The 21,072-nt window shown below is 58.1% G+C and carries 16 protein-coding genes and 6 pseudogenes; 16 read left to right on the top strand and 6 right to left on the bottom strand.

Features of this window, described 5'->3' with window-relative positions:
* Positions 1-620: 620 nt before the first annotated feature.
* Positions 621-846: pseudogene (locus ACP7E0_RS31730) on the bottom strand (alpha/beta fold hydrolase); the annotation flags it as partial.
* 34 nt (positions 847-880) lie between these two features.
* On the opposite strand from ACP7E0_RS31730, the gene ACP7E0_RS31725 reads away from it, so the two are divergent.
* The 6 genes and pseudogenes from ACP7E0_RS31725 to ACP7E0_RS31700 all read left to right on the top strand — a co-directional run bounded on the left by ACP7E0_RS31725 (position 881) and on the right by ACP7E0_RS31700 (position 7,542).
* Positions 881-1,084: a hypothetical protein gene (locus ACP7E0_RS31725; protein WP_426130969.1), complete on the top strand. Its 204-nt coding sequence runs from the start codon at positions 881-883 to the stop codon at positions 1,082-1,084.
* Positions 1,085-1,107: 23 nt separating this feature from the next.
* Positions 1,108-1,716: an ABC transporter substrate-binding protein gene (locus tag ACP7E0_RS31720; protein WP_426130968.1), complete on the top strand. Its 609-nt coding sequence runs from the start codon at positions 1,108-1,110 to the stop codon at positions 1,714-1,716.
* A gap of 124 nt (positions 1,717-1,840) precedes the next feature.
* Complete coding sequence (locus ACP7E0_RS31715; RefSeq protein ID WP_426130958.1) at positions 1,841-2,935, top strand: branched-chain amino acid ABC transporter substrate-binding protein; 1,095 nt, start codon at positions 1,841-1,843, stop codon at positions 2,933-2,935.
* A 36-nt stretch (positions 2,936-2,971) separates the two neighbouring features.
* Positions 2,972-5,428 (top strand): adenylate/guanylate cyclase domain-containing protein, encoded by a 2,457-nt coding sequence (locus ACP7E0_RS31710; RefSeq protein ID WP_426130967.1) that lies wholly within the window; start codon positions 2,972-2,974, stop codon positions 5,426-5,428.
* Between the two features lie 347 nt (positions 5,429-5,775).
* Positions 5,776-6,209, top strand: a pseudogene (locus ACP7E0_RS31705) (transposase); the annotation flags it as partial.
* 163 nt (positions 6,210-6,372) lie between these two features.
* The gene (locus tag ACP7E0_RS31700; protein WP_426130955.1) at positions 6,373-7,542 is read left to right on the top strand and encodes a GlxA family transcriptional regulator; all 1,170 of its coding nucleotides are present in this window, start codon (positions 6,373-6,375) and stop codon (positions 7,540-7,542) included.
* A 9-nt stretch (positions 7,543-7,551) separates the two neighbouring features.
* Here ACP7E0_RS31700 and ACP7E0_RS31695 read toward each other — a convergent pair whose 3' ends face one another.
* Positions 7,552-8,202 (bottom strand): HD domain-containing protein, encoded by a 651-nt coding sequence (locus ACP7E0_RS31695; RefSeq protein ID WP_426130953.1) that lies wholly within the window; start codon positions 8,200-8,202, stop codon positions 7,552-7,554.
* Between the two features lie 482 nt (positions 8,203-8,684).
* On the opposite strand from ACP7E0_RS31695, the gene ACP7E0_RS31690 reads away from it, so the two are divergent.
* The 10 genes and pseudogenes from ACP7E0_RS31690 (at position 8,685) to ACP7E0_RS31645 (ending at position 15,066) form a co-directional block, all read left to right on the top strand.
* A complete protein-coding gene (locus ACP7E0_RS31690; protein WP_426130951.1) occupies positions 8,685-9,158 on the top strand; it encodes a nucleoside deaminase in 474 nt (157 codons plus the stop codon).
* Between the two features lie 174 nt (positions 9,159-9,332).
* Positions 9,333-9,704 (top strand): nuclear transport factor 2 family protein, encoded by a 372-nt coding sequence (locus ACP7E0_RS31685; RefSeq protein ID WP_426130949.1) that lies wholly within the window; start codon positions 9,333-9,335, stop codon positions 9,702-9,704.
* A 348-nt stretch (positions 9,705-10,052) separates the two neighbouring features.
* A complete protein-coding gene (locus ACP7E0_RS31680) occupies positions 10,053-10,478 on the top strand; it encodes a plastocyanin/azurin family copper-binding protein (protein WP_426130947.1) in 426 nt (141 codons plus the stop codon).
* 93 nt (positions 10,479-10,571) lie between these two features.
* Positions 10,572-11,059 (top strand): annotated as a pseudogene (locus ACP7E0_RS31675) (cytochrome b).
* A gap of 133 nt (positions 11,060-11,192) precedes the next feature.
* Positions 11,193-11,861, top strand: coding sequence for a RibD family protein (locus tag ACP7E0_RS31670; protein WP_426130945.1), 669 nt, complete (start codon positions 11,193-11,195; stop codon positions 11,859-11,861).
* Positions 11,858-13,072 carry an iron-containing redox enzyme family protein gene (locus ACP7E0_RS31665; protein WP_426130943.1) on the top strand — a complete coding sequence of 405 codons (1,215 nt, stop codon included), beginning with the start codon at positions 11,858-11,860 and terminating at the stop codon, positions 13,070-13,072. The genes ACP7E0_RS31670 and ACP7E0_RS31665 overlap by 4 nt, the downstream gene beginning before the upstream one ends.
* Before the next feature lie 3 nt (positions 13,073-13,075).
* Entirely contained in the window at positions 13,076-13,330 is a 255-nt protein-coding gene (locus ACP7E0_RS31660; RefSeq protein WP_426130941.1) for a Rieske (2Fe-2S) protein, read from the top strand.
* The gene (locus ACP7E0_RS31655) at positions 13,327-13,914 is read left to right on the top strand and encodes a CDP-alcohol phosphatidyltransferase family protein (RefSeq protein WP_426130939.1); all 588 of its coding nucleotides are present in this window, start codon (positions 13,327-13,329) and stop codon (positions 13,912-13,914) included. The genes ACP7E0_RS31660 and ACP7E0_RS31655 overlap by 4 nt, the downstream gene beginning before the upstream one ends.
* Positions 13,911-14,443 (top strand): annotated as a pseudogene (locus ACP7E0_RS31650) (GTP cyclohydrolase II); the annotation flags it as partial. The gene ACP7E0_RS31655 and the pseudogene ACP7E0_RS31650, both read left to right, overlap by 4 nt.
* A gap of 116 nt (positions 14,444-14,559) precedes the next feature.
* The gene (locus ACP7E0_RS31645; protein ID WP_426130937.1) at positions 14,560-15,066 is read left to right on the top strand and encodes a hypothetical protein; all 507 of its coding nucleotides are present in this window, start codon (positions 14,560-14,562) and stop codon (positions 15,064-15,066) included.
* Positions 15,067-15,585: 519 nt separating this feature from the next.
* Here the strand turns inward: ACP7E0_RS31645 and ACP7E0_RS31640 are convergent.
* From ACP7E0_RS31640 to ACP7E0_RS31625, 4 genes and pseudogenes are all read right to left on the bottom strand, one after another.
* Entirely contained in the window at positions 15,586-15,816 is a 231-nt protein-coding gene (locus tag ACP7E0_RS31640) for a hypothetical protein (RefSeq protein WP_426130935.1), read from the bottom strand.
* Positions 15,813-17,007, bottom strand: a pseudogene (locus tag ACP7E0_RS31635) (IS91 family transposase). The gene ACP7E0_RS31640 and the pseudogene ACP7E0_RS31635 overlap by 4 nt, the downstream one beginning before the upstream one ends.
* A gap of 3 nt (positions 17,008-17,010) precedes the next feature.
* Positions 17,011-17,908: pseudogene (locus ACP7E0_RS31630) on the bottom strand (tyrosine-type recombinase/integrase).
* A 367-nt stretch (positions 17,909-18,275) separates the two neighbouring features.
* The gene (locus ACP7E0_RS31625) at positions 18,276-21,044 is read right to left on the bottom strand and encodes a glycoside hydrolase family 2 protein (protein ID WP_426130933.1); all 2,769 of its coding nucleotides are present in this window, start codon (positions 21,042-21,044) and stop codon (positions 18,276-18,278) included.
* Positions 21,045-21,072: the final 28 nt, after the last annotated feature.

Below are 21,072 nucleotides of genomic sequence, written 5' to 3'. Positions count from 1 at the left end.
CCACGATACTCTGCGATGAGCGGTCGGAACACAGCACCCCATAGCTCTCGAATTGCCGCAAGCGCGCCTTCCTCGTCAGTCTCAACGAGCCGACAGTACCCAACGACATCGGCAACCAATACGGCTGCGGTCCTACGTTCGACCTGAGGCGTCGTCATCTCATCCTCCGCTGACGCGAGGCAGTCATCGACGATATTCTGGAAAGCTGCTGCGATAATACCTCATCGAAGCATTCAAGACGATCTTAATCCGCTCGGCGACACTCATCGATGATGTGCACCGCAAGAGGTTGGGTACTGTCGAGATGGTGGGGTATTGGCTCAACAGCCTCGCCCACGAGGGCAACCGCGTTGCCGCGTCTGGCGCGAGATGGACGCGCGTTTCCCGACAGATGCCGGGACCTCAATCCAGATGGAAACATCGCAGATAGGTCGGACGTTCCTTCAGCGACACCTAATAGGCCTCGGCGAGAGCCACTGCGTCCTCCGCCAACTGCGAAAATTCCTGATTGGCGATTTCGAGTTCATTCACGGCACCGCTCCCGGCGAACGCTCGTAGAATGGCTGGCTTTTGAAGATGTTGCAATTGGCGCGCTCACGACGGGAACACGCCAGAAGCGGTCACAGACGCTCCAGAAACGTCAAGATCAGGCCGGCCACTTTTTCGGGGTCTTCCCAATGGATGTTATGGCCGCTACCGGGAAGAGAAATGAGCTCCGCGCCGACGATCGCATCTTTAATCTGGGCCTGATGCACCTCAGTTGCGATCATGTCCTCCTCGCCCCCCAAGGATGAGCGTCGCCGCATCAATATCCTGCAAAAGCGGCGAGGGATGATAGGCAAGCTGCGATGCAGAGCAGGCTGTTGCCGCCGCCCAAAAACTGGTCAGCGACGGCGTCGTCTTTGTCGTCGGGCATGCCTGTTCCGACGCATCAACCCCAGCATCGAAGGTTTATGAGGCGGCGGGGGGCCTGCAAATTTCTCCGTCGTCCACAAACCCGGCGCTCACCGAGCAAGGGCGCGCCAACGTCTTTCGCGTCATCGGCCGCGACGACATGCAGGGTGTGGCGCCGGCGACTACCTAGCCGATCACTGGGGCGACAGGAAGATCGCGATCCTTCACGATGGAACGACCTATGGCAAAGGCCTCGCCGATGCGACGAAAAAACAACTGAACAAGCGCGGCATAGCAGAAGCCGTCCACCGGGCATACGCGCCGGGGAGCAGCGACTATTCCAACGAAGTGGCTGAGCTTCAAGCAGCCGACATCGCCGTCCTGTATCTGGGTGGCCGCCAGGCCGAAGTGGCGCTTATTGCCCGTGCGGCCAAAGAGCGTGGCTATTCTGTTCCGCTCGTTGCTGGCGATGGGGTCTCTTCGGAGGACTTTGGGGTCATCGCGGGTTCTGCGGCCGATGGCACTCTTTTTACGTTCGCCCCGGACCGCGCCGAAACGCCGAAGCAGCGACGGTCGTCGAGCGGTTCCAAGTCGAAAAGTTCGAGCCGACGGGTCACACCCTGCACACGTATGGCGCTGTCCAAGCCACAGGCGGTCGAGATGGCGGGCTCTCTGGAGTTGCCGGCGGTGATCTCATCGCTGCGCAGCCAGCAGTTTAATACTGTGCTGGGTCCAATTGGTTTCGACAACAAGGGGGATGTCAGGGGTTCGAGCTGGATTTGGTACGTCTGGACCGGCGGCGGATACGCGCCGGTGAAGTAGGAATTTCTGAGCTCCAGGGGAAAGATGCCGAACTGATGAGCTGTCTTAGCATCGAACCACGACAGAATTAACGTGCGACCATCCTTTTAGTATGTTCTAATGTACCCTAACGAAGGGGGCACTGATGCGCTCGTTTTTTTGCGCTGGCATCTTGAGCATCGCTTTCGTCGCTAGCGTGCAAGCGGAGGTGCTGATCGGCGTAGCAGGCCCTATGAGTGGAGCAAATGCCTGGCCCGGCGAGCAGATGCAGCGCGGGGCAGAGCTGGCCGTGATGGATATAAACACTGCCGGCGGCGTCCTCGGCGAACAAGTCCGACTTCTGACCGCCGACGACTTTTGCGATCCTGACCAAGGCGTCGCCGCCGCTCGGAAATTGGTGAGCGACGGTGCGATTTTCGTCGCCGGCCACTATTGTTCCGGGGCTTCCATACCCGCTTCGAGCATCTACGAGAAGGCTGGCGTCTTGATGATCTCGCCGGCCTCGAGCAATCCCACTTTGACCGAGCTTGGGCGGGCAAATGTGTTCCGCGTCATCATCCGCGACGACGCGGATGGCGTTATGGACGGCAATTATCTGGCCGATAACTGGAAAGGCCCACAGATCGCAATCCTTCATGACAATACGGTGTTTGGAAAGGGACTCGCGGATTCTACCAGGGAACAGCTGAGCAAGCGTGGCGTGACTGAAGCCATCTACAAGTCCTTCGAGCCGGGCAAGTCCGACTATTCGGCCGAGATTGTCGAGCTGCAGAGTGCCAATATTGCGGTGCTTTACGTTGGCGGCTATCAGACCGAGATGGGTCTCCTGATCCGTGCAGCACGGGATAGAGGTTACAATGTCCAGCTCGTAACGGGCTCGGGCGTGCTGGCCACTGAGGAATTCGGCCTGATCGCCGGCCCAGCGGCCGAAGGTACGCGCTTCACCTCGTTTCCCGACCCTCGCTTAAACCCCAACGCCTTGGAGGTGATCAAACGGTTTCGCGCCGACGGCTTCGATCCGGAGGGATACACGCTTCTGACGTATGCCGCGATCCAGACTTGGGCAGCCGCTGTCGATAAGGCGGGATCGTTGGAGTTGCAGGCGGTTATCGTGGCACTTCGGGAGAACGAATTCACAACCGTCATCGGCCCGATCGCATTCGATACCAAGGGCGACATCACCACCCAGACCCCGGTCTGGTACGTTTGGAAGGCCGGCACGTATGTCCCAATCGAATAGGCCGCTCTCCCCAACGTGGTCGCATCCGTCGCGATGGTGATGGAACGTCTTGGCATTCGTGGTCGACTGCTGATGGCGTTCATCGCAACAAGCGCGCTCGCCGTGCTGGCGACCGCCGCGGCATTGTATGCCTTTGTCGAAGTAGGCTCCGCAGTTGAGCGAATCACGGAGAGCCGAGTTCCGGCTGCCATTTCATCTCTGAAGCTGTCGCGGCAGGCCGAAAGGGTCGCCGCAACCGCACCGTCCATACTGACAGCCAGCAGCAAGGTTCAGCACGACGAAATCAGTGCGGTTGTCGCCGATAGCATGACGCAACTCGATGTGCTACTCGCTTCCTTGAAAGCGGCTAGCCGAGGCACGTCTCCTCTCACAGAGATAGAGGCGGCGGTCGCTGGGTTGCGACGCAATTTCGAAGCTTTGCATGGCATTGTCAAAGAACGCCTATCGGCAACCGCGCGCAAGGAAGAGCTTTTGCGGCGACTATCAGCATCCGTGAACGCCAGCCAGCGCCTCGTTGCACCTGCCATCCTCGTTATGAATTCGAAGATCGATCAACGGCGCGCGTCGACTGACGAGGTGTCCGTAGGAACGCAGTTGGATAGTTCCGGCAACGAAGGCTTGCTTGAAGCGATTGCTTCCTATGTCCCCCAGCAGAAGGCTCAGCGAGAAGTCGCCACCGTAAATGACGCGCTGCTCAGGGCGTCGGTCGCTCCGACCGCTGGCGATCTGACGTTGATGTCGTTCCCCCTGCATCGGTCTCTCGAGGCACTGGGGGCACTGGTGGCCGGCATCGAGGAAAAACTTCGCGGCCGCTTTCAGAGGCGCGTAGAAGAACTCAAGGCCCTGGTCGAGGGCGATGATAGCATCCTGAAGGCGCGTGCCGACGAGCTCACAGTCATGGCGGCTGGAGAGGCGCTCCTCGCTGAGAACAGCCGTCTTTCAAACGATCTTACGGTGGCCGTGGATCGGCTCGTTTCTGTGGCCGATCGCGATATAGACGAGGCGGCGCGCGAGACTGCAACCGTGCAGCGGTTCGGCACCGGGGTAGTGCTTGGCTCTGCCCTTCTTAGCTTGCTGACCTCGGCGCTCGTAGTTTGGCTCTACGTCGATCGGAACCTCCTCGCACGTTTGGCAGGCGTAAGTCAGAGCATGCTCGCCATAGCAAGTGGTAACCTCCGCGCGCCCCTGCCGTCACCCGGACAGGACGAAATCGGCCGAATGGCGGAGGCGCTCCGCCTCTTCCGCGACACTGCGCTCGAGGTCGAGGAGAAGAACTGGCGCGACGTGGCGGAGGCGCGTCAGCGGCTAGTCGACGCCATAGAGAGCATTTCCGAAGGTTTCGCGCTTTACGATTCCGAGGACCGGCTTGTCCTTTGTAACAGCCGCTATCGCGAGATTATGTACCCTGGCATAGCCGATGTTGTCATACCTGGCACTCCGTTCGAGGTGATCATCCGTGGGGCGGCAGAGCGCGGTCTGGTCGCCGATGCCAAGGGCCGCGAGGAGGACTGGATTGCGGCCCGACTGCTGCAGCACCGAACCCTCACAGAGCCACACGTGCAGCGGCGCGCCGACAGCAGATGGATCATGATTAGTGAGCGGCGGATCACCGGAGGCGGCACGGTCGCGGTCTATTCTGACATTACCGAGTTGAAGCGACGGGAAGAGAGCTTGGCGGAGAAATCGACCGCTCTAGAGGTTCTTTCTGGTAAGCTCGCCAAATACCTGGCACCGCAAGTTTACAACTCAATCTTTACCGGACGGCAGGACGTTCGAATTGCGAGTAAACGCAAGAAGCTTACCGTGTGCTTCACGGATATAGCGGGCTTCACTGAAGCGGCCGACAAGATGGAGTCCGAAGAACTCACTCAGCTCCTCAACCACTACCTGACCGAGATGTCACTTATTGCATCAGAGCATGGCGCTACGATCGACAAGTACGTCGGTGACGCGATCGTAATGTTCTTTGGCGATCCAGAGAGCCGAGGTGTAAAGAACGACGCGCTTGCCTGCGTTACGATGGCGCTGGCGATGCAGAGGCGAATGACCGAGCTCGCCGAACTCTGGCAGGATGCCGGTATGGAGACGCCCCTTCGTTCCCGCATCGGGATACACACGGACTATTGTACCGTCGGCAATTTTGGCAGCGAAGACCGAATGGACTACACCGTCATCGGCGGTGCTGTGAACTTGGCGTCCCGTCTGGAGCATGAAGCCGACCCAGGAACCGTGCTGATCTCCTACGAGACGTTCGCACAAGTAAAGGAGGCAATCCACTGCGAGGAACGGGGCCACATCCACGTGAAAGGTATCGCCTACCCGATTGCTACCTATCACGTTGTCGACCTTAGGACCAATTTGGCCGCAACGACGCAGTCAGTCCGTGCCGAGCTGCCACATCTGAAGGTGCACGCCGAACCCGGCCTGATGTCGACTAAGGAGCGCGATGAAGCAACAAGAGCCCTGCGCGACTTGCTTGAACGTCTCCAGTAGCGCTCACGGACGGTGTCGGATCCGACCCAGCCATGCATTTGCCTACGATATTCTGACGGCTCAATAGACCTTTACTTCTGCCCCGAGCCCCTGCGGGCAAGGTGGTCAACCGGACGCAGAGGTCCCAAGCAAGGGCTGGTTCACAATCTCCGGCTGTGAGCCCGCTTCACGCGGTTCGACGGGACGTGGATCGCTTTTCTGAGCGTGAAAGAAAGCGCGTTACGGTAATTGTCGATTAATCTTTCGATACGGACGTCCGCTAGTGGCCGATTATGTTGAAAAACTCTGGTGTTGCTTGAATAGCAAAACCTTGATTCACTTCAAATAATCGAATTGGAGCGAAGCATATGCTGGGACCGAGGCAAGTCGATCAATCGGCGTTGTTTTACGAGTTCTCACTTGAGGCAGACCACATGCTTCGTTCCATAGACCGCTTTGTCGATTTGTCGGAAGTCCGTGGAGAACTGGCGGGTTTTTATAGCCACACGGGACGGCCATCGGTCGATCCAGAACTGACGATCCGCATGCTGCTTGTCGGCTTTTGCTTTGGCATTGGCTCGGAGCGCCGACTATGTGAAGACGTCCATCTGAACTTGGCATACCGCTGGTTCTGCCGGCTCGGTCTTGATGGCCGGGTACCGGATCACTCTACCTTTTCGAAGAACTGGCATGGACGCTTCCAAAGAGCGATCTCTTTCGGCGTGTGTTCGAGATGGTGGTGTCTCACTGTATGAATGAAGGTTTTGTTGGCGGCGAAGGTTTAGTTGATGGCAGTCTGTTGGGCCTTTGCGATCGAGATCGCGATGTTTGGGAAGATTGGTGATGAGCCAGGTTTCGACATCCCGCAAAAGCCGAACGAAGGGGCCTGTCGGACTGAGTCGTACATCACTTGCCTCTTCGGCAGCCTCCAAGTCAATGAGACCAGATTGTAAATCCTGCCCCTCTTGACCAAAGACATTCTTCAAAACTCGCCGTGCCGAATAATCAGCCAGTTGTCCGTCGACACCAGCATCCGACGCGCTTCCTCAGCGAAATCCGCGAAGAAATTGAGGGACGCAGGTACCTTCCTTGAAATTGGTCGCCAAAGATTCAAAATGGGCGCCGGAACGCTTGGTTGTATTGGCGTGTGGATTGTTTTACGAGGTGACGCGTCGATGAAGACAATCGGCATGCTAGTTTTTGACGGCGTCCAATCCCTGGATGTTTCCGGTCCGCTCGATGTCTTTGCCGAAGCCAATGCTTTTATCGAGCCTGATCAACACTATGAGATCAGAACGATCGGGCCGTTTGATCGTCATGTCACGGCTTCGAATGGCATGATCCTGGCCTCAAACCTCGACTATGCTGAAGCCAAGGGTCCCCTTGATCTGTTTCTCGTGCCCGGTGGCCCGTCATTGCCGACCTCTGAGGCACCGGCGGAAATTGTCGATTGCATCCAACGTCTGGCACCGCTCAGCACAGTTTACGGCTCCGTGTGTACGGGCGCGTTTCTGCTTGGCGCGGCAGGCCTTCTAAATGGCCGGAAAGTCACGACCCATTGGCAGAATGCCAAACAACTGGCGATGCGATATCGATATGCAGATGTCGATTATGACCGGATCTACCTGCGTGATGGTCCTCTGGTGACGTCGGCTGGGGTGACCGCAGGCATCGATTTGGCACTGGCGTTGGTTCGTGAGGATCATGGACCGGCCGTCTCACTGGCTGTTGCCAAGCGGCTTGTCGTCGTTGCTCAGAGATTGGGCGGGCAGTCGCAGTTCAGCCCTTACATCGAATTCTCTTTGGACGCCGGATCGCCAATTTCCGGGGTCATCACTTACGTCATGGAACACCTCAGTCGAGATCTGTCTGTCGGCGAACTCGCAACTGCAACCGCGATGAGCGCACGTAATTTTGCCAGGACATTCGTCGCAACGACCGGCTCCACACCGGCCCAGTTCGTTGAAAAGGCGCGCGTCGATGCGGCGCGCTCCATGCTGGAAGGAACCAGAAAACCCTTGAAACTCATTGCCCACGAGTGCGGATTTGGCAATCCCAAGCGCATGCGCGAGGTCTTTGTAAAGCGGCTCGGAATCCTGCCCACCCAGTACCGGGATCAGTTTTTGATAAACTGACGTTGCCGATCAACTTTCCCACTTCGAGTTCAGAATGAGATCGACAAAGTTTTCGCGCTTGTAGGTTGGGTCCATGTAGCTCAGTACGTCGGCCTTCACGTTGCCGAATGTGGTCTCCGGCTTTCTCATCGTGCCCAGGCAGAAGGAGGACAGAATGCCGTGCTTGAACTTCAGTCCGCGCGGATGGCATGTGCAGACCTCGTGGCGCTGCGCATCGGTAAAACTGTCATAGGCAATTCCGAGAACGTCCATTTCGACGCCGGCGGTCACGAGCGCGACCGTCGGTCGCTTATGCTTGGGAATTCCCGGTGTCGTGTGCAAGGCGATCGAGTCCCAGACGTCATCGACGTCGCGTTCCGAGATGGCGTAGCCCGAGAGAAAGTCACGCGCGGCATTGGCGCCGTCAACTTCGAAACGTTCGGTGTCGCTGGCATACTGATCCATGATCCCCATGTCATGGAACATCGCTCCGATATAAAGAAGCTCGGGATCGTAGTTAATCTGGTTGCGTTCGCCAGTCAGGGCGCCAAAAAAGAAGACGCGGCTGGAGTGATGGAAGAGAAGATCCGTCTCGGTGTCGCGGACCAGTTCTGTTGCAGCTTTCGCCATCGCGCTATCGGGGATTTTAACGCCGGCGACGACCTTGGGTTCGTTTGTCATTGGAAAACCTCCTGTTTTTAAAGGTGAGCGGCACACCTGCGCCGAGGCGGGCGATCAATCGCCGCCGAACCCTATATTCCGTCTGTTTAGGGTGTTCGATCAATTCGCTTCAGGGGCTCGATCCTGCCAATGAGGGGCGAAAATCTGCCATCAAGCCTCCGTATCCACCTGACGGGGCGAGGTGACATTGTTGGAGCTGGACCTCTACGCCACGCGCGATCGATCGCTGTTGTCAGCCCGGAGTGAGGGTAGCTTCAATGGAGAAAGCTGCGTTGGAATTAGCGGAACATACTGAGATCTGAGAACGTGCGGCCTCGCGCACAGCGGGGCCGCACGTGTCAACGTAGATGTGCTCTTCTTGGAGATTGCTGCCGCGCCGCTATGCGCCTTCTCGCTGCCACCATCTTGAATCTGATATGGCCCTTGGCAATCTCTCCAATTCAGGACAAGATCATGATGCTCAAGTGTTTGGGGAGACTCCGATGGAAAACCACGAGCCGTTTCTGCGCGAGGCGATTGCGCTCTCGAAATCCGCGGTGGAAGGCGGCGACGAGCCATTTGGCTCGGTGCTTGTGAAGGACAGCGAAGTAATCCTTCGTGCCGAAAACAGCGTCTTCACCGGCCACGATATGACGAACCACGCCGAGATGAACCTGGTTAAACTGGCGGCAAAGCAATATGACACCGCTTTTCTCGGTGATTGCACGCTCTACACCAGCACGGAGCCGTGCGCGATGTGCTCCGGGGCGATTTACTGGTCGGGCATCGGGCGTATGGTCTTTGCGTGCTCAGAAACGCGGCTTGGTAAGATCGCTGGGATCGGGTTGAACGTGCCGAGCCGGACGGTGTTGCAAACCGGCGCGCGCAAGGTCACTGTGGTTGGCCCGACGAACCTCGAAGACGAAGCGGCCAAAGTCCATCAGGAATTCTGGCCGAAGCATTTGGGCAAGGCATAGTCTCTTTCGCCCAAAATGCCGCTGGGGCGAGCATCGAGGCGGTGTGCGTGGGCAGCTCCGACGGATCTTCTCAATGTGGCTTCACCCATTGCCCGCGCAACAATGCACCTCCTGCAGAACGGGAGGAAACATGGTAGGATCGCGAGCGCGCTTTCCCTATTGATGGAGATCGTGATGGACTTGCGTCGGCGACTGAGGGATCTGTGCGATGCCTTCAACGCACATGATCTCGATCTGATCATGACCTACTTCGCTGAAGACTGCATATTGGACATGCCACGCGGACACGATCCATGGGGGTCTCGCTTCGAAGGCAAGACCAAGGTGCGAGAGGCTTTGGCATCGCGCTTTCAGGGCTTGCCTGACGTTGCCTACAACAATGCTGAGCACTTCGTTGATGAGGCATCCGGAACTGGGATATCGAGATGGACCCTCGTGGGTACGTCGGTCAACGGGACAAAGACGGAAGTCCAGGGATGCGATCTTTATACGTTTCGGAATGGCCAGGTGATCCGCAAAGATTCCTATTGGAAGATCGTCGAGTAGCTACAAGACCAGATGTGGACGCGCTTGAAGTGCCTAGGCTTTGAGCCGTCGGTCAGCTTCCTCCCCCGCATCGGAAATGATCTCCGCTTCGCGCCGTCATTTCGGCCATTAAGTCGCGGCGGTTCGAGTGCCGAAAGCGGCCTGTCTGCTCTCGGCCCCACATCAACTATTCTTCCGGGCCTAGTTTGTCTCGAGGCCTGAGAATCTGTCACAGATGGAACCCGTAACTGCGGGGTCGTCGCGGCTGATACCTTCAAGAGGAACCATTTACATTCCCCTTCACGTTCAGGTTCTCGTCAGTAAAGCCGCTTAAATATCACTGACAATTTCATGTGAAAGGTTAAACTCATGAGCATGTTCCAATCCTCGATCGCTGCACTTGCTGTCATTTGTCTTGGATCGCCTGTATTCGCGGCAAGCATGGTCAAAGTCACTGAGGGCGGTGAAGGCGGCGGCCCGATGACGCTTTCGTTGGACCAGTCGGCGATCAAAGCCGGCGAGACAACTTTTCTGGTTCACAACGACGCGATGAGCGAAGAGCACGAAATGGTGCTTGTGAAGCTGAAATCGGCAGATCAGAAGATTGCCGTCGATACCGCCAAGGGCCGGGTCAACGAAAAGAAGCTGAACAGCATAGGCGAAGTGTCCGAGCTCAAGCCCGGCGCGGATGGAGAGCTGAATGCCAAGCTTGCGCCCGGCTCCTATGTCCTTCTCTGCAACATTAAGGGCCATTACCAGGCGGGCATGCATGCAATGCTTACAGTCACCAAGTGAAAATCGCCATAGTTGATGAGCTTTTGACGATCTCGGGGCCGCGACAAGCCGCCCCGAGATCGCTCCTGTTTCAGCAGAAGAAGCATATCTCTCTTGAAAAAGCCCGCCTCATTTTCCCTGCCGCAGCGCGTCTGCACTGGCTGACGGCAGCACTTGTGTTCTTTAATCTGCTGCTCCCTGATGGGATGGAGGAATGGAACCGCAGCAAAAAACGAACGGGTTCAGCAACAGGGGAACAGGTGGCCAGCCCCAATATACATGCCTGTCGGGATGGCCATCTTGATCCTCGTCGCACTCCGTCTTGCCGTTCGGTTCACCCAAGGCATCCCAGCGTCACCGCCGCAAAAGTCCGCAATCTTCAGAGCGGTGCCAATCTTGCCCATGTTCTCCTGTATGTCTTTCGATAGCGATGGCGGTCAGGTATCGCGGCCTACTATCTAGGTTGTGCTGGAGCTGGTGACGTGCACGCCGATATCTTCAAGGTCGTGCTCTGGGTGCTGATCGCCGGCCATATGGTGGGCGCGATGGCCCGCCGGTTCTACTGGAAAACAAACGGTCTCAGGCGCAAGACCGTTGGGTGAGTGACCGGCTCCACGGGTGGTTTGGCTGGAGCCGTGGATGATGCGGCTTGCCGGAAATAGCGAAATCACCTTATGGACCGCTTGTTTAACTTCGGGCCGGCTCCATCTCCAAAGATACCGCAGTGGAAACAGCATGATCGAGATCACAACCCTCTCCGAACTGACGATCGATGGGAAACTGTCATTGGGGCCAGAGGCATCCAGCAAAGGTCTGTTCGATTTCTATGGTGACGACCTGCGTACCTGGTTTCACGCGCAGAGGGCATCGAACGATGCGATCATGGTCGGGTCGGGAACTGTCGTTGCTGATGATCCGGAATTGACAGTGCGGCATGCAAGCGGTCCAAATCCACTGCGAGTTATCCCATCATCAAGCGCCAAGCTGCCTTTGGATGCGAAGCTTCTCAACGACGGCCTGCCGACAATCGTAGCCGTTTCCCGCACGGCGGAGCATGCCGACGTGGCCGCCTTGGCGGCGAAACGCAATGTCGAAGTGCTCGCGTGCGGCGAGCGCAGCGTCGATCTGGCGGCTCTCATGGATATTCTGGAGGGCCGTGGCGTCAAGACAATGATCGTCGAGGGCGGCAGCCGCCTGCTGCACAGTCTGCATCAGTTGGGATTGGTGAACCGCATCATCATAAAACATATCCCGGTGATCACTGGATCGACGCAGGCTCCGAGCTATATGTATCCCAATGAACCGGGAGGTGCATTCGACCTGACCAGATGGCGGCTCGTCGACTGCTTTAGTAAGAGTGGTGTGGCCGTGACGATCTACGAGTCGAGGACGGTGAGAGCATGAACGCGCTTTCGCGACAGGTGCTGTGCGATATCGGAGAACGTCTTTCGGCGCGAGCTGGTGCTGTACCTCCGTCGGTTTATGACGTGCGCACGGACGCTGCTTTGCTCGCCACCGGCGATAACGCGGAGCTTCAGAAATACGTTCAACATCAGACGCTAATGCGAAGCTATCAGGGACGCTATGTCCTTCTGCCAAGCGCCGCGCCGAGCGAGTCAATTGTGGCGCGCCTGCAGCGACACTACGATCCGCGCGAAATTTTGCGTCTCGACGTCATGCGAGCCGATCTGGAAGATATCCTGATTGCCCCTTTGGTTGAAAACGCGCGTAATATCGCGGCCGGGCAGGACTGCGTCACTTATGTGAGCAGTCTGGTTCCGGCCCTCAAAAAAAGCCCGCCGAGCGCATTCCTGGCATTTCTGGAGCAATCGCAGTCACGCGCGCACCACTACCGAAATTTCCTCGTCCAATCGTCTGTCGATCTATTGGCGGAGGCTTCCGCCTCGGCACTGGGCGTGATCGGCGAATATGGGGAGCCTCAATCCGCCCTGTTTCGAATTCTCATCGATGAGTTCGGATACGGCACCCATGGCAAGAAGCACAGCGTGCTTTTTCGATCGACAATGCGTGGGTTCGATCTGAGCGAGGAATACAACACCTATTGGGCGCTGTTCGACACGCCGACATTGGAACTGCACAATGTCATCCATTTCATGTTCCAGAGCCCCCGCAACCTGTTTCTCCAGATTGGCTTCCTGCTCTATGCGGAAGCGAGCTACCAGCGGTCGACGGAAGAGCACTTCCGATATCTGAAGCGTTTCCATCCTGGCGTCGATGCTCACTACTTCGGCGAACACGCCCATATCGACATCCATCATTCGGCAATGGTGGCGGATGAAGTCGTCACCCCCTTGGTCTCAAAGTTCGGGCCGGATGTCGGAACCGAAATAGTCGTTGGAGCAGAATTGACGCGGATGGCGTTCGAGCGCTCTGGACAGCACATGCTCGAGGTGACGATGGCATTCGAGGAAGCGGTCCGGGAGGGAGCAGCAGAGTTTGGAATGCGCGCCGACCTGACTGCGCCGGGCGGCTGCGCGGTACCGACCGAAGACGCCACTGCGCGGCGCGCGCTTCAGATCGGTGGGATCGGCATCATCACCGACCCCGTTGTGTTCACGCACTTTCCTCTTTCAAGCGTTGCGCGCGAGGTCTGAGGGATGGGCGAGAACGCAAGCTGGATCGGTCAGGATCTTCCACCCATTGTCAGAAGCGGTGTCGAGTATTTCCTGCTTTCGCATCGTGATCAGCTCTATCTGGTTCCAAACACATGCCCTCACCGTGGTGGCCCTCTGAAGTTCGGTTACATCAATGAAAAGGAGCAGATCGTCTGCCCAATGCATCATAACGCCTATTCGATCGAGCAGCTGATCGCACGCGACTCCACGTTGAGACTTTGCGTGGAGCCGTCATGAGCGTCCCCTATGGCCAGATCGTCTTCGAAGAGGGGTCGTTGAAACTGGCCAACGTCGTGACGGTCAGTCGAGGTGTGTTGATCGTTCCGATACTTCTGTTGGAAAGCTATAACCACCTCGGTTACGCGATCGTCGTCTATCTGGCAGCATCGACAACCGACCTGATCGATGGCTGGGTTGCTCGGCAGTCGGGACGGGCATCGGAATATGGCGCTCGCCTTGACGCCATTGTCGACAACATTTTTTCGGTCGCCATCCTGTTCTTCCTGATCCTCTCGTATCCTGACGTCGCTTTGCACCATTCGATGGCATTGGCGGTTCTTTTCGGCGGTCCGCTCTTGTATCTCCTCGCCTCCTGGCTTCTCACCGGCAAGTTGATGATGTTTCACTTCTGGTCGGCCAAGGCAGGGGCGCTTCTGCTTTTCGCCTTGTGGCCAGTTCTTTATCTGACCGGATTGGAAGACATCATCGGACTGGCCGCAGCAGTTGTCGGCATCAGCAGGATCGAGCAAATTGCCTACATTCTGCGTGGAGGAACGAACCTCGACGCGCCCCACATGTTTGCAACGGTCGGAGTGCCATGAGAAATCACAGTCCCATTGCCAACGACATCGTGGCGAGGCAGGAAACGAACGCGCATGCGGTTGAACGCCTGTTGCCACAGATCGAGCTTTGCTGGGACGCAGCGTCGCCCCTAGAACGAGGCCCGATCCTTGCGGGTTTCCAGCCGGGACGGAACACCATCGGAGTTCATGCGGGACCGTTCGCGCCTTACAGTGCGATCGCGATAGCATCGGGCGCATTATCTGCGTCTCACACTCCAGACCTTGGAATACGACGCCATCCGGCAACATCGGGCCATTCCCCCAGTGGTTCGATCCCGGCAAGATCGTCGCTCTCGATCCCTGGGGCCACCGGGTGACCGACGATTTTGCCCCTGAAATCGCATCGGGCCGCAAGGTCCAGCCGACGATCGCGGTGACGGACGGTCGGCTGATGATGCCGGAGATCGCCGATGCTCTGCGGGCAGGAAGGCTTGTCGCGGATGGGAGCATTGTCGACAGCCTCGGAGGGGTCCGGGTAACAAAAATCGCTATCGAGCCTGTCTGGTGGCTGCCCGGCATCGCCGACCGCCTCAACATAACCGAAACGGCCCTGCGACGTGCTTTGGTTGACGCGAGTGGAGGGATGTATCCTGATCTGGTTGCGACCCAGCGTTGCTTGGAAAGGTGGATACGAAGATCGCCTGCCGAATTCATGACGAATGCAACGGTTCTGATGTCTTCGGATCGGACATGTGCACATGTCGATCCTATCTCGGTTTTGCAGCAGAGGAATGCGTCCGGACTGCACAGCAGAACGGGCTTGGCGTCATCGCCTACAATCGCAAGGAAGGACGTGCGCTGGGCGAGGTCGTCAAATATCTGGTCTACAATGCGCGGCGCAACGCCCGATCAGGTGACAGAGCCGACGATTACTTTTCACGGACGGAGGACGTCGCGGGGGTGAGCGACATGAGGTGTCAGGAACTTGCCGTCGACGTGCTGCATTGGCTGGGCGTTTCGCGGATCGACGCATGGTTGTCGATGAGCAACGACAAGCGCGACGCCGTTGTTTTAGCAGGGATCGATATCGTGAAGCAGGTTGAGCTTCCCACCGATCTGATAGGGCCCGGAGCGACCGTGGAGATATCTGCCAAAAAAGCGGCGGGCTATTTCACTCAGACACGTGCCTGAGGCTACTTTCGTTTAAACGAAAAACCGTGACGTTGTCCTGGTCTTGCCTTCGACCTTGTCGATGACCGGCTGCTCGAAGCTGTTCTCGCCTGCCTCCGTTATCACCATCTGCGCAATACGATCCCCGTTGACTGGCGCCGCAGCTAACATTGAGAAGGAGCTTGTCGCTACGAACCGTTCCGCTCCCAAGCGACGGTACCCTGAAACGGCCGGCAACGATTTACCTTGGTTCCTTTAGTCTCACTCTGAACAATCCGATATCGTGCAATCTACGGGCTGGGGAATTCCAGCGCTTTGAGGACGCCGTCAACCAGACGGAACGCAAGCGGGCCGCACGGACAGAACAAGGTGGGGCGTCACTGTCCCTTGGCCAGCGCCTCGCAGAGCCCGTTAGTCACTCAGACTTTCCCTTCCGTCCGCTATCGCTTCTCGCGCACCGAAAGCCGCCTGACTGCAACCGTGAAGAGTTTCGGGCGCCGCGAGGCGTACGAAAGTCCCCGCGGACCCCAGTCGAGAAGGCTATGGAGATTTCAATCTGCGGCTCATGCGCGCGGTAGCAGGATCGCAGTCAGGGAGTGGAATGATGGATGGCGGGCAGATCGCTTCTTTGCGCACCCGTGCGGCTTTCCGGGCCTGGCCCAGGCTCGCCGCGACCCTGTCGGCGGCAATGATCGCCACGGACGCATGCGGGTCGGTTGCCGGAGGCGTGACGCCTGCGACTGAAGTCTTGACCATGCCATGCCGGGTCATGAAGCCGTCTCCCGGTTCGTCGCCGTCGCATCCGGCGGTCCGCGCGGCTGCTTCCAGCGTTCGAACATCTCTATGACGATCATTCGTCCGCCGCAGCAGGGGCATGGCGGGCGGAAGTTATCCCGTTCGCCTGGTACGCCGTCATCGACCGGTGCTGCGACGTGGAGGAGTTCGCGCGCGAGCGCGAGGCTGGTCTTGCGGGCTGAGCCGGCGAGCAGGCCGTAGTGCCGGATACGATGGAAGCCACGCGGCAAGACATTGAGCAGGAAACGGCGGATGAACTCATCGACCGCGAGCGTCATGATCTGCTGCCGGTCGCAGACGTCGCGGCGGTAGTCCTTGTAGCGGAAGGTGATGCTGTCCTTGTCGAAGCGGATGAGGCGGCTGTTCGAGATTGCGACCCGGTGGGTATAGCGCGACAGATAGGCAAGAACCGCCTCAGGACCCGCGAACGGCGCCTTCGCATAGACCACCCAGCGCTTCTTTCGGACCGGCGATAGATGCCGCAAGAATGCCTGCCGCTCGGCGAGATGAGCAAGTGCGCCAAAAAAGCTGAACCGCCCGGCGTCGTGCAGAGCGACCAGCTGGGTGAGGAATAGTCGTCGAAACAGTTTGCTGAGTACGCGTACCGGAAGCAGGAAGGCCGGGCGCGATGATATCCATCGACTTCCGTCTGGCGTGATGCCGCCGCCCGGAACGATCTTGTGCACATGCGGATGGTGCGTCATCGCCGATCCCCAGGTGTGGAGCACGGCGGTGATGCCGATACGCGCGCCGAGGTGCTTGCGATCGGCCGCGATGGTCAGCATCGTCTCCGACGCCGCCTTGAACAGCAGGTCATAGACGAGCGCCTTGTTGTGGAACGCTATGCCGGCGACCTCGGCCGGCAGCGTGAACACGACGTGGAAGTATCCGACTGGAAGCAGATCAGCCTCGCGTTCGGCAAGCCATGTCCGTGAGGCTGCGCCCTGGCACTTTGGGCAATGCCGATTGCGGCAGGAGTTGTAGGCGATCCGCCACTGGCCGCAGTCCTCGCAGGCCTCGACGTGACCGCCGAGGGCAGCAGTGCGGCAGTTTTCGACCGCCGACATCACGTTCAGTTGCGGCAGGCTCAGATGTCCTGCATGCGCGCGCCGGTATGCCGCGCCGGCAGCACGGAAGATTGTCGGCGACCTCGATCGAGGCACGCACGGTTCAACCGTGGGTCTCTGCCGGCTTGAACAGGCCGAGCTTGTCGAGCGGGCTTGTCACCGTTCGCACCGTGCGGGTCGCCAGCTTGGTGTAGAGGGCCGTGTTGTTCAGCTTGGCGTGCCCGAGCAGGACCTGGATGATCCGAATATCCGTGCCGTCCTCCAGCAGGTGGGTGGCGAAGCTGTGGCGCAGCGTATGCGGCCCCACCCGCTTGGCGATGTCGGCGGCCTGGGCCGCCTCAACGACGATCCGATAGAGCTGCCGCGTGCTGATCGGCTTCATTGCGTGTTGGCCAGGGAATAACCAGCCGTCGCGATACATCACACCCTGCTGCCGCCCCACCTTCCACCACTGGCGCAGCAGGGTGAGCAGGTCCTCCGAAAGCATAGCATTGATGCCCGCCTTTGCCACGTTCGACGCGCAGCAGCATCCGCTCGCTGTCGACGTCGGCGACCTTCAGCATGGAGACCTCCGCAACACGTAGGCCGGCGCCATAGGCGACCGACAATGCCGCCTGATGCTTGAGGCAGGTGGTGGCATTAAGCAACCGGGCAACCTCGTCGCGGCTCAGCACCACGGGCAGGTTGCGCGGGTGCGCCAGCCGGACGAGCCTGCGCGCCAGGTCCGGGCGGTCGAGGGTCTGGGTGAAGAAGAACCGTAGCGCCGACACGATGCTGTTCATCGTCGGAACGGGAACGCCATCCTCCTGCTGCTCGATCTGGAACCGGCGCAGGTCGTCGGCGGTCGCCGTGTCTGGTGAACGCCCGAGGAAGGTCGCCAGGCGTCCGATGTCGCGGAGATAGTTGCGCTGCGTTTCGCTTGAGAAACGGCGCATGTTCATGTCGTCGATCAGCCGCTGGCGCAGCGGGCTGATAGGCGTGTCGAGATGGGGGTGCTGCATGGTCAGGCTCCTTGTTGAAGAAGCTTGTCATGCTCCGCCCTTGCCAGACGACGTTCAATGCAGGCGCAACCTCCGGCCTGTGGCCTCTACCTCAACCGCAGGCGCCCTCCCGCGAAGCGGGTTCGTTCTCCGGCCCCATACTGGCCATTCCGGAGAGCAAGTAGGTGCCCGGACTGAAAAATTTAATGCAAATATAAGCCATTGAACCACGGGGTCACCGGTTCAAATCCTTTCAAGGCGTGAGACATACCCGTGCTTCCCCGATTTGGGTGTTCACCGCCACTTTTACACGATGGTCATCGATCTCCAACCCTCCAAGACAGGCGGGATCGGGTTCAGACCCTAGGCTTCGCATGAAGAGCCCTTGTCAGGCGACTTTTGCCAGCGCCAATAGTCCATCATAGAGGGCCGTAGCCAACGGATCGATATCTGGCATTTTCTCGTGTAACCGGAATGTTGTCGCCACTAACTTGCCGCGGCCCAACCTCTTTTCGATTAGGAAAGCGGCTGGCTTGTGTACCCATCCGATGATCACCCCCGAATGCACGCGGCCGTGGAACTCCCACGGGCGGAAACCCGTCATGACCTGGTGGGGAACTATAGTCGTGAAGGAGAGATCAAAAAGAGGTCCGCCGGGAATATGCGAAAATACTCCGTCACGTCGGAGCCAGGAAAAATTCCCGACCCAATCTCCTCTCCACATCGACTTGTGACGATTAACAAGATTATAGCCAGGGAAGGTGAAGTAAGGACCGGACTGCATACCGCCCGCACCGGGATCGATTTGCATGGTCATCGGACCGTCGCGCGGTGGCGTGTCGTCACGGAGACGGCCCGGGGCCTTCGAGATAATTTGAAGCACGCGTTGACCAGAGTGGATCGCTTCGACGCGTTCGGCGTCGATATCACCCGTGACAAATACCTCCGCCTGATCGCTCGCAACGTACGTATGCCCTAGCGCTATTAGTCGTGTGGCAATATCGGTGTCATCGGAGGCAAACCGGATTGGTGAGATTGTGTCACGCGCCGCGTGCATGGCAACAGCTTCGCTGTTATGCGAGAGAACGCTTCCGTCGGGTGCGAAAATCGTGAACTCCGCTGCGCGGATTTCTGGGCTGTGTTTACTCACAGTTTCCGCCGAGACCGCGACACTGTAGACCTGCATCGGTGCCACGAAAGGAAGGACTTCTTCTCCTTTTTTGTCACCAAATGACCATGCCAGTCTGCAGCCGTCGGGTAGGGTCGAGCCTCCTGACGAGATCTTCAGGTCGAAGGATGCGCTGTCTCCCGCACGTATTGCATGTCTAACCGCCCCTGGGGCAATGACGACATCGGAATTTACATTGGGAAGTGCTGATGCGAACACACGCGGATTACGCGCCATGTCCATGAGGCCGTTGCCCTCCCAGTGGACATCGGTCAGTTCGGTGATGACATAACCGCCAATGGGCGCATGGGTGCGAATAACCTCAATCTCGTATTTGAGGTTCATGTACTGATACCACTGCACTTGCTCAATAAAAGCACTCAGGTTGCCGAAAACCTGACCAAGGCCCAATTCGCGAAACCGTGCTTCTATACCCTGCGGCAGGGCTGTGCCGTCCGCCCAAGTCGCACCATAGGCCATCCACCAGGGGTCCCGCCCGGTCTCGTCACGAAGACGGGCTGGATCGGGCAGTCCCCAAACGCCAAACTCAGAGAGAATGAGCGGCTCCCTTTTCGTCCATTCAGCCTCCGGCTCTGACGAGAATGTCCAATCCGCACCGGAAGCAAACTCGCGGCAAAGCAAGTCCCATTCTTCGCGGCGGTCTGTGGCGGTCCGATAGAAATGATAATCGTTGATATCGGTCTTGATATGAACATTCGGAAAACAAGCTGAGTTGTCGACCACCAGGCGAAGTGGATCCTCGGCGCGTAGCCAATCGACCATATCAGAAATCCATCGCCGCTGTTCGGCCGCTTCGCGCAAACGAGTTCCCCAGTCTTCGTTGATTAGCGTCCAGATGACGATTGAGGGGTGATTTCGGTCCCGCTCCAGTATGCCTTCCATCGTGTTGCGCAGACGTATGGCGGACGCCGGCGAGAACGTCTCGACGTTGGGAATTTCGGTCCATATCAGCATGCCGAGCCGATCGGCGACCTCGTAGTAGCGGGGATCAGGAACCTTGATGTGGCAGCGCAGGCAGTTCAGCCCCATTGCCTTGGCTTTGCGAACCTGGTCTTCGAGAAGATCAAGCGATGGAGGCGTTCCAAAGCCGTCCGGGTAATAATCCTGGTCGAGAGCGCCGCGGAGATAGAATGGAGCGCCGTTAAGGTGGAGAAACCCGTCCCGGGCCTTGAAGCTTCGAAAGCCGAAAGTTTCCGCGCGGCCGTCAAGCTCTTTGTCCGAAGACGAAAGCAAAAGTTCAATCGTGTAAAGATTTGGCGCGCCGGGCGACCATGGTTCAACCGCATCAATCATCAGCGAATGCTGCAGGCTCTGGCCGTCTATAGGCACATCCCCGGTGTGGACTGTGGTGCCTCCAGGTCCGACGATTTTGAAGCGGAGCGTCCCAACCATTGTCGTCGAAAGTGCCACTTGCAAGTCCACCCTTCCTTCCGGCCAGTAAGGATCTAGCCGAACTGACGTGAAATGGATTGGGTCTCGAGCTTCAAGCCGCACGGACTGCCAGATACCGCCTTGTGGGCCGTACCAGCTTTGCTTGCCATGAGGAATTTCCGCGAAATCCGCAAATTCTGAGGTTCGATGGCCATCCGGAAGCATAGCAATCACTTCAAGATCGTTTTCCGACTTCAAAAGGTTCGCTGGAATGACGAATTCGAACGGCAGGTAGCCGCCCTCATGCCGTCCGATCTCCGTGCCGTTCACCGACACGGTGGAGAATTCGCTGACCGCTCCGAAGCACAACATGACCTGCCGGCCTTCCCAATCTTGGGGAACCACGAAAGTTCGCCTGTACGTGGCGGAACCAAAACTGACTGCGAGATCCTCAAAACATGCCTGCCACGGCGCAGGCACTTTCACTTGTCGCAAACTACCGTCGCTGTCGTGCCGGAATTGCCATATGCCGTCGAGTGTTACTACGCTTCGAAGCGGCGACTTTGCACGGCTCGGAGTTACGGAGTGCGCGTTCATTGGAGTGTCCTTGGATAGAAGTTTTTTG

The organism is Pararhizobium sp. PWRC1-1 (assembly GCF_049897905.1).
Taxonomy (GTDB): Bacteria; Pseudomonadota; Alphaproteobacteria; order Rhizobiales; family Rhizobiaceae; genus Pararhizobium.
The sequence above is the reverse complement of the archived record's forward strand: the minus strand, read 5'-3'. Positions and strand labels throughout refer to the sequence as shown.

Coding starts and splice junctions, on each gene's coding strand:
- ACP7E0_RS31695 (WP_426130953.1), bottom strand. CDS start 8,202: ATGACAAACGAACCCAAGGTCGTCGCCGGCGTTAAAATCCCCGATAGC.
- ACP7E0_RS31660 (WP_426130941.1), top strand. CDS start 13,076: ATGGGCGAGAACGCAAGCTGGATCGGTCAGGATCTTCCACCCATTGTC.
- ACP7E0_RS31655 (WP_426130939.1), top strand. CDS start 13,327: ATGAGCGTCCCCTATGGCCAGATCGTCTTCGAAGAGGGGTCGTTGAAA.
- ACP7E0_RS31680 (WP_426130947.1), top strand. CDS start 10,053: ATGAGCATGTTCCAATCCTCGATCGCTGCACTTGCTGTCATTTGTCTT.
- ACP7E0_RS31665 (WP_426130943.1), top strand. CDS start 11,858: ATGAACGCGCTTTCGCGACAGGTGCTGTGCGATATCGGAGAACGTCTT.
- ACP7E0_RS31625 (WP_426130933.1), bottom strand. CDS start 21,044: ATGAACGCGCACTCCGTAACTCCGAGCCGTGCAAAGTCGCCGCTTCGA.
- ACP7E0_RS31670 (WP_426130945.1), top strand. CDS start 11,193: ATGATCGAGATCACAACCCTCTCCGAACTGACGATCGATGGGAAACTG.
- ACP7E0_RS31685 (WP_426130949.1), top strand. CDS start 9,333: ATGGACTTGCGTCGGCGACTGAGGGATCTGTGCGATGCCTTCAACGCA.
- ACP7E0_RS31640 (WP_426130935.1), bottom strand. CDS start 15,816: ATGACCCGGCATGGCATGGTCAAGACTTCAGTCGCAGGCGTCACGCCT.
- ACP7E0_RS31690 (WP_426130951.1), top strand. CDS start 8,685: ATGGAAAACCACGAGCCGTTTCTGCGCGAGGCGATTGCGCTCTCGAAA.
- ACP7E0_RS31715 (WP_426130958.1), top strand. CDS start 1,841: ATGCGCTCGTTTTTTTGCGCTGGCATCTTGAGCATCGCTTTCGTCGCT.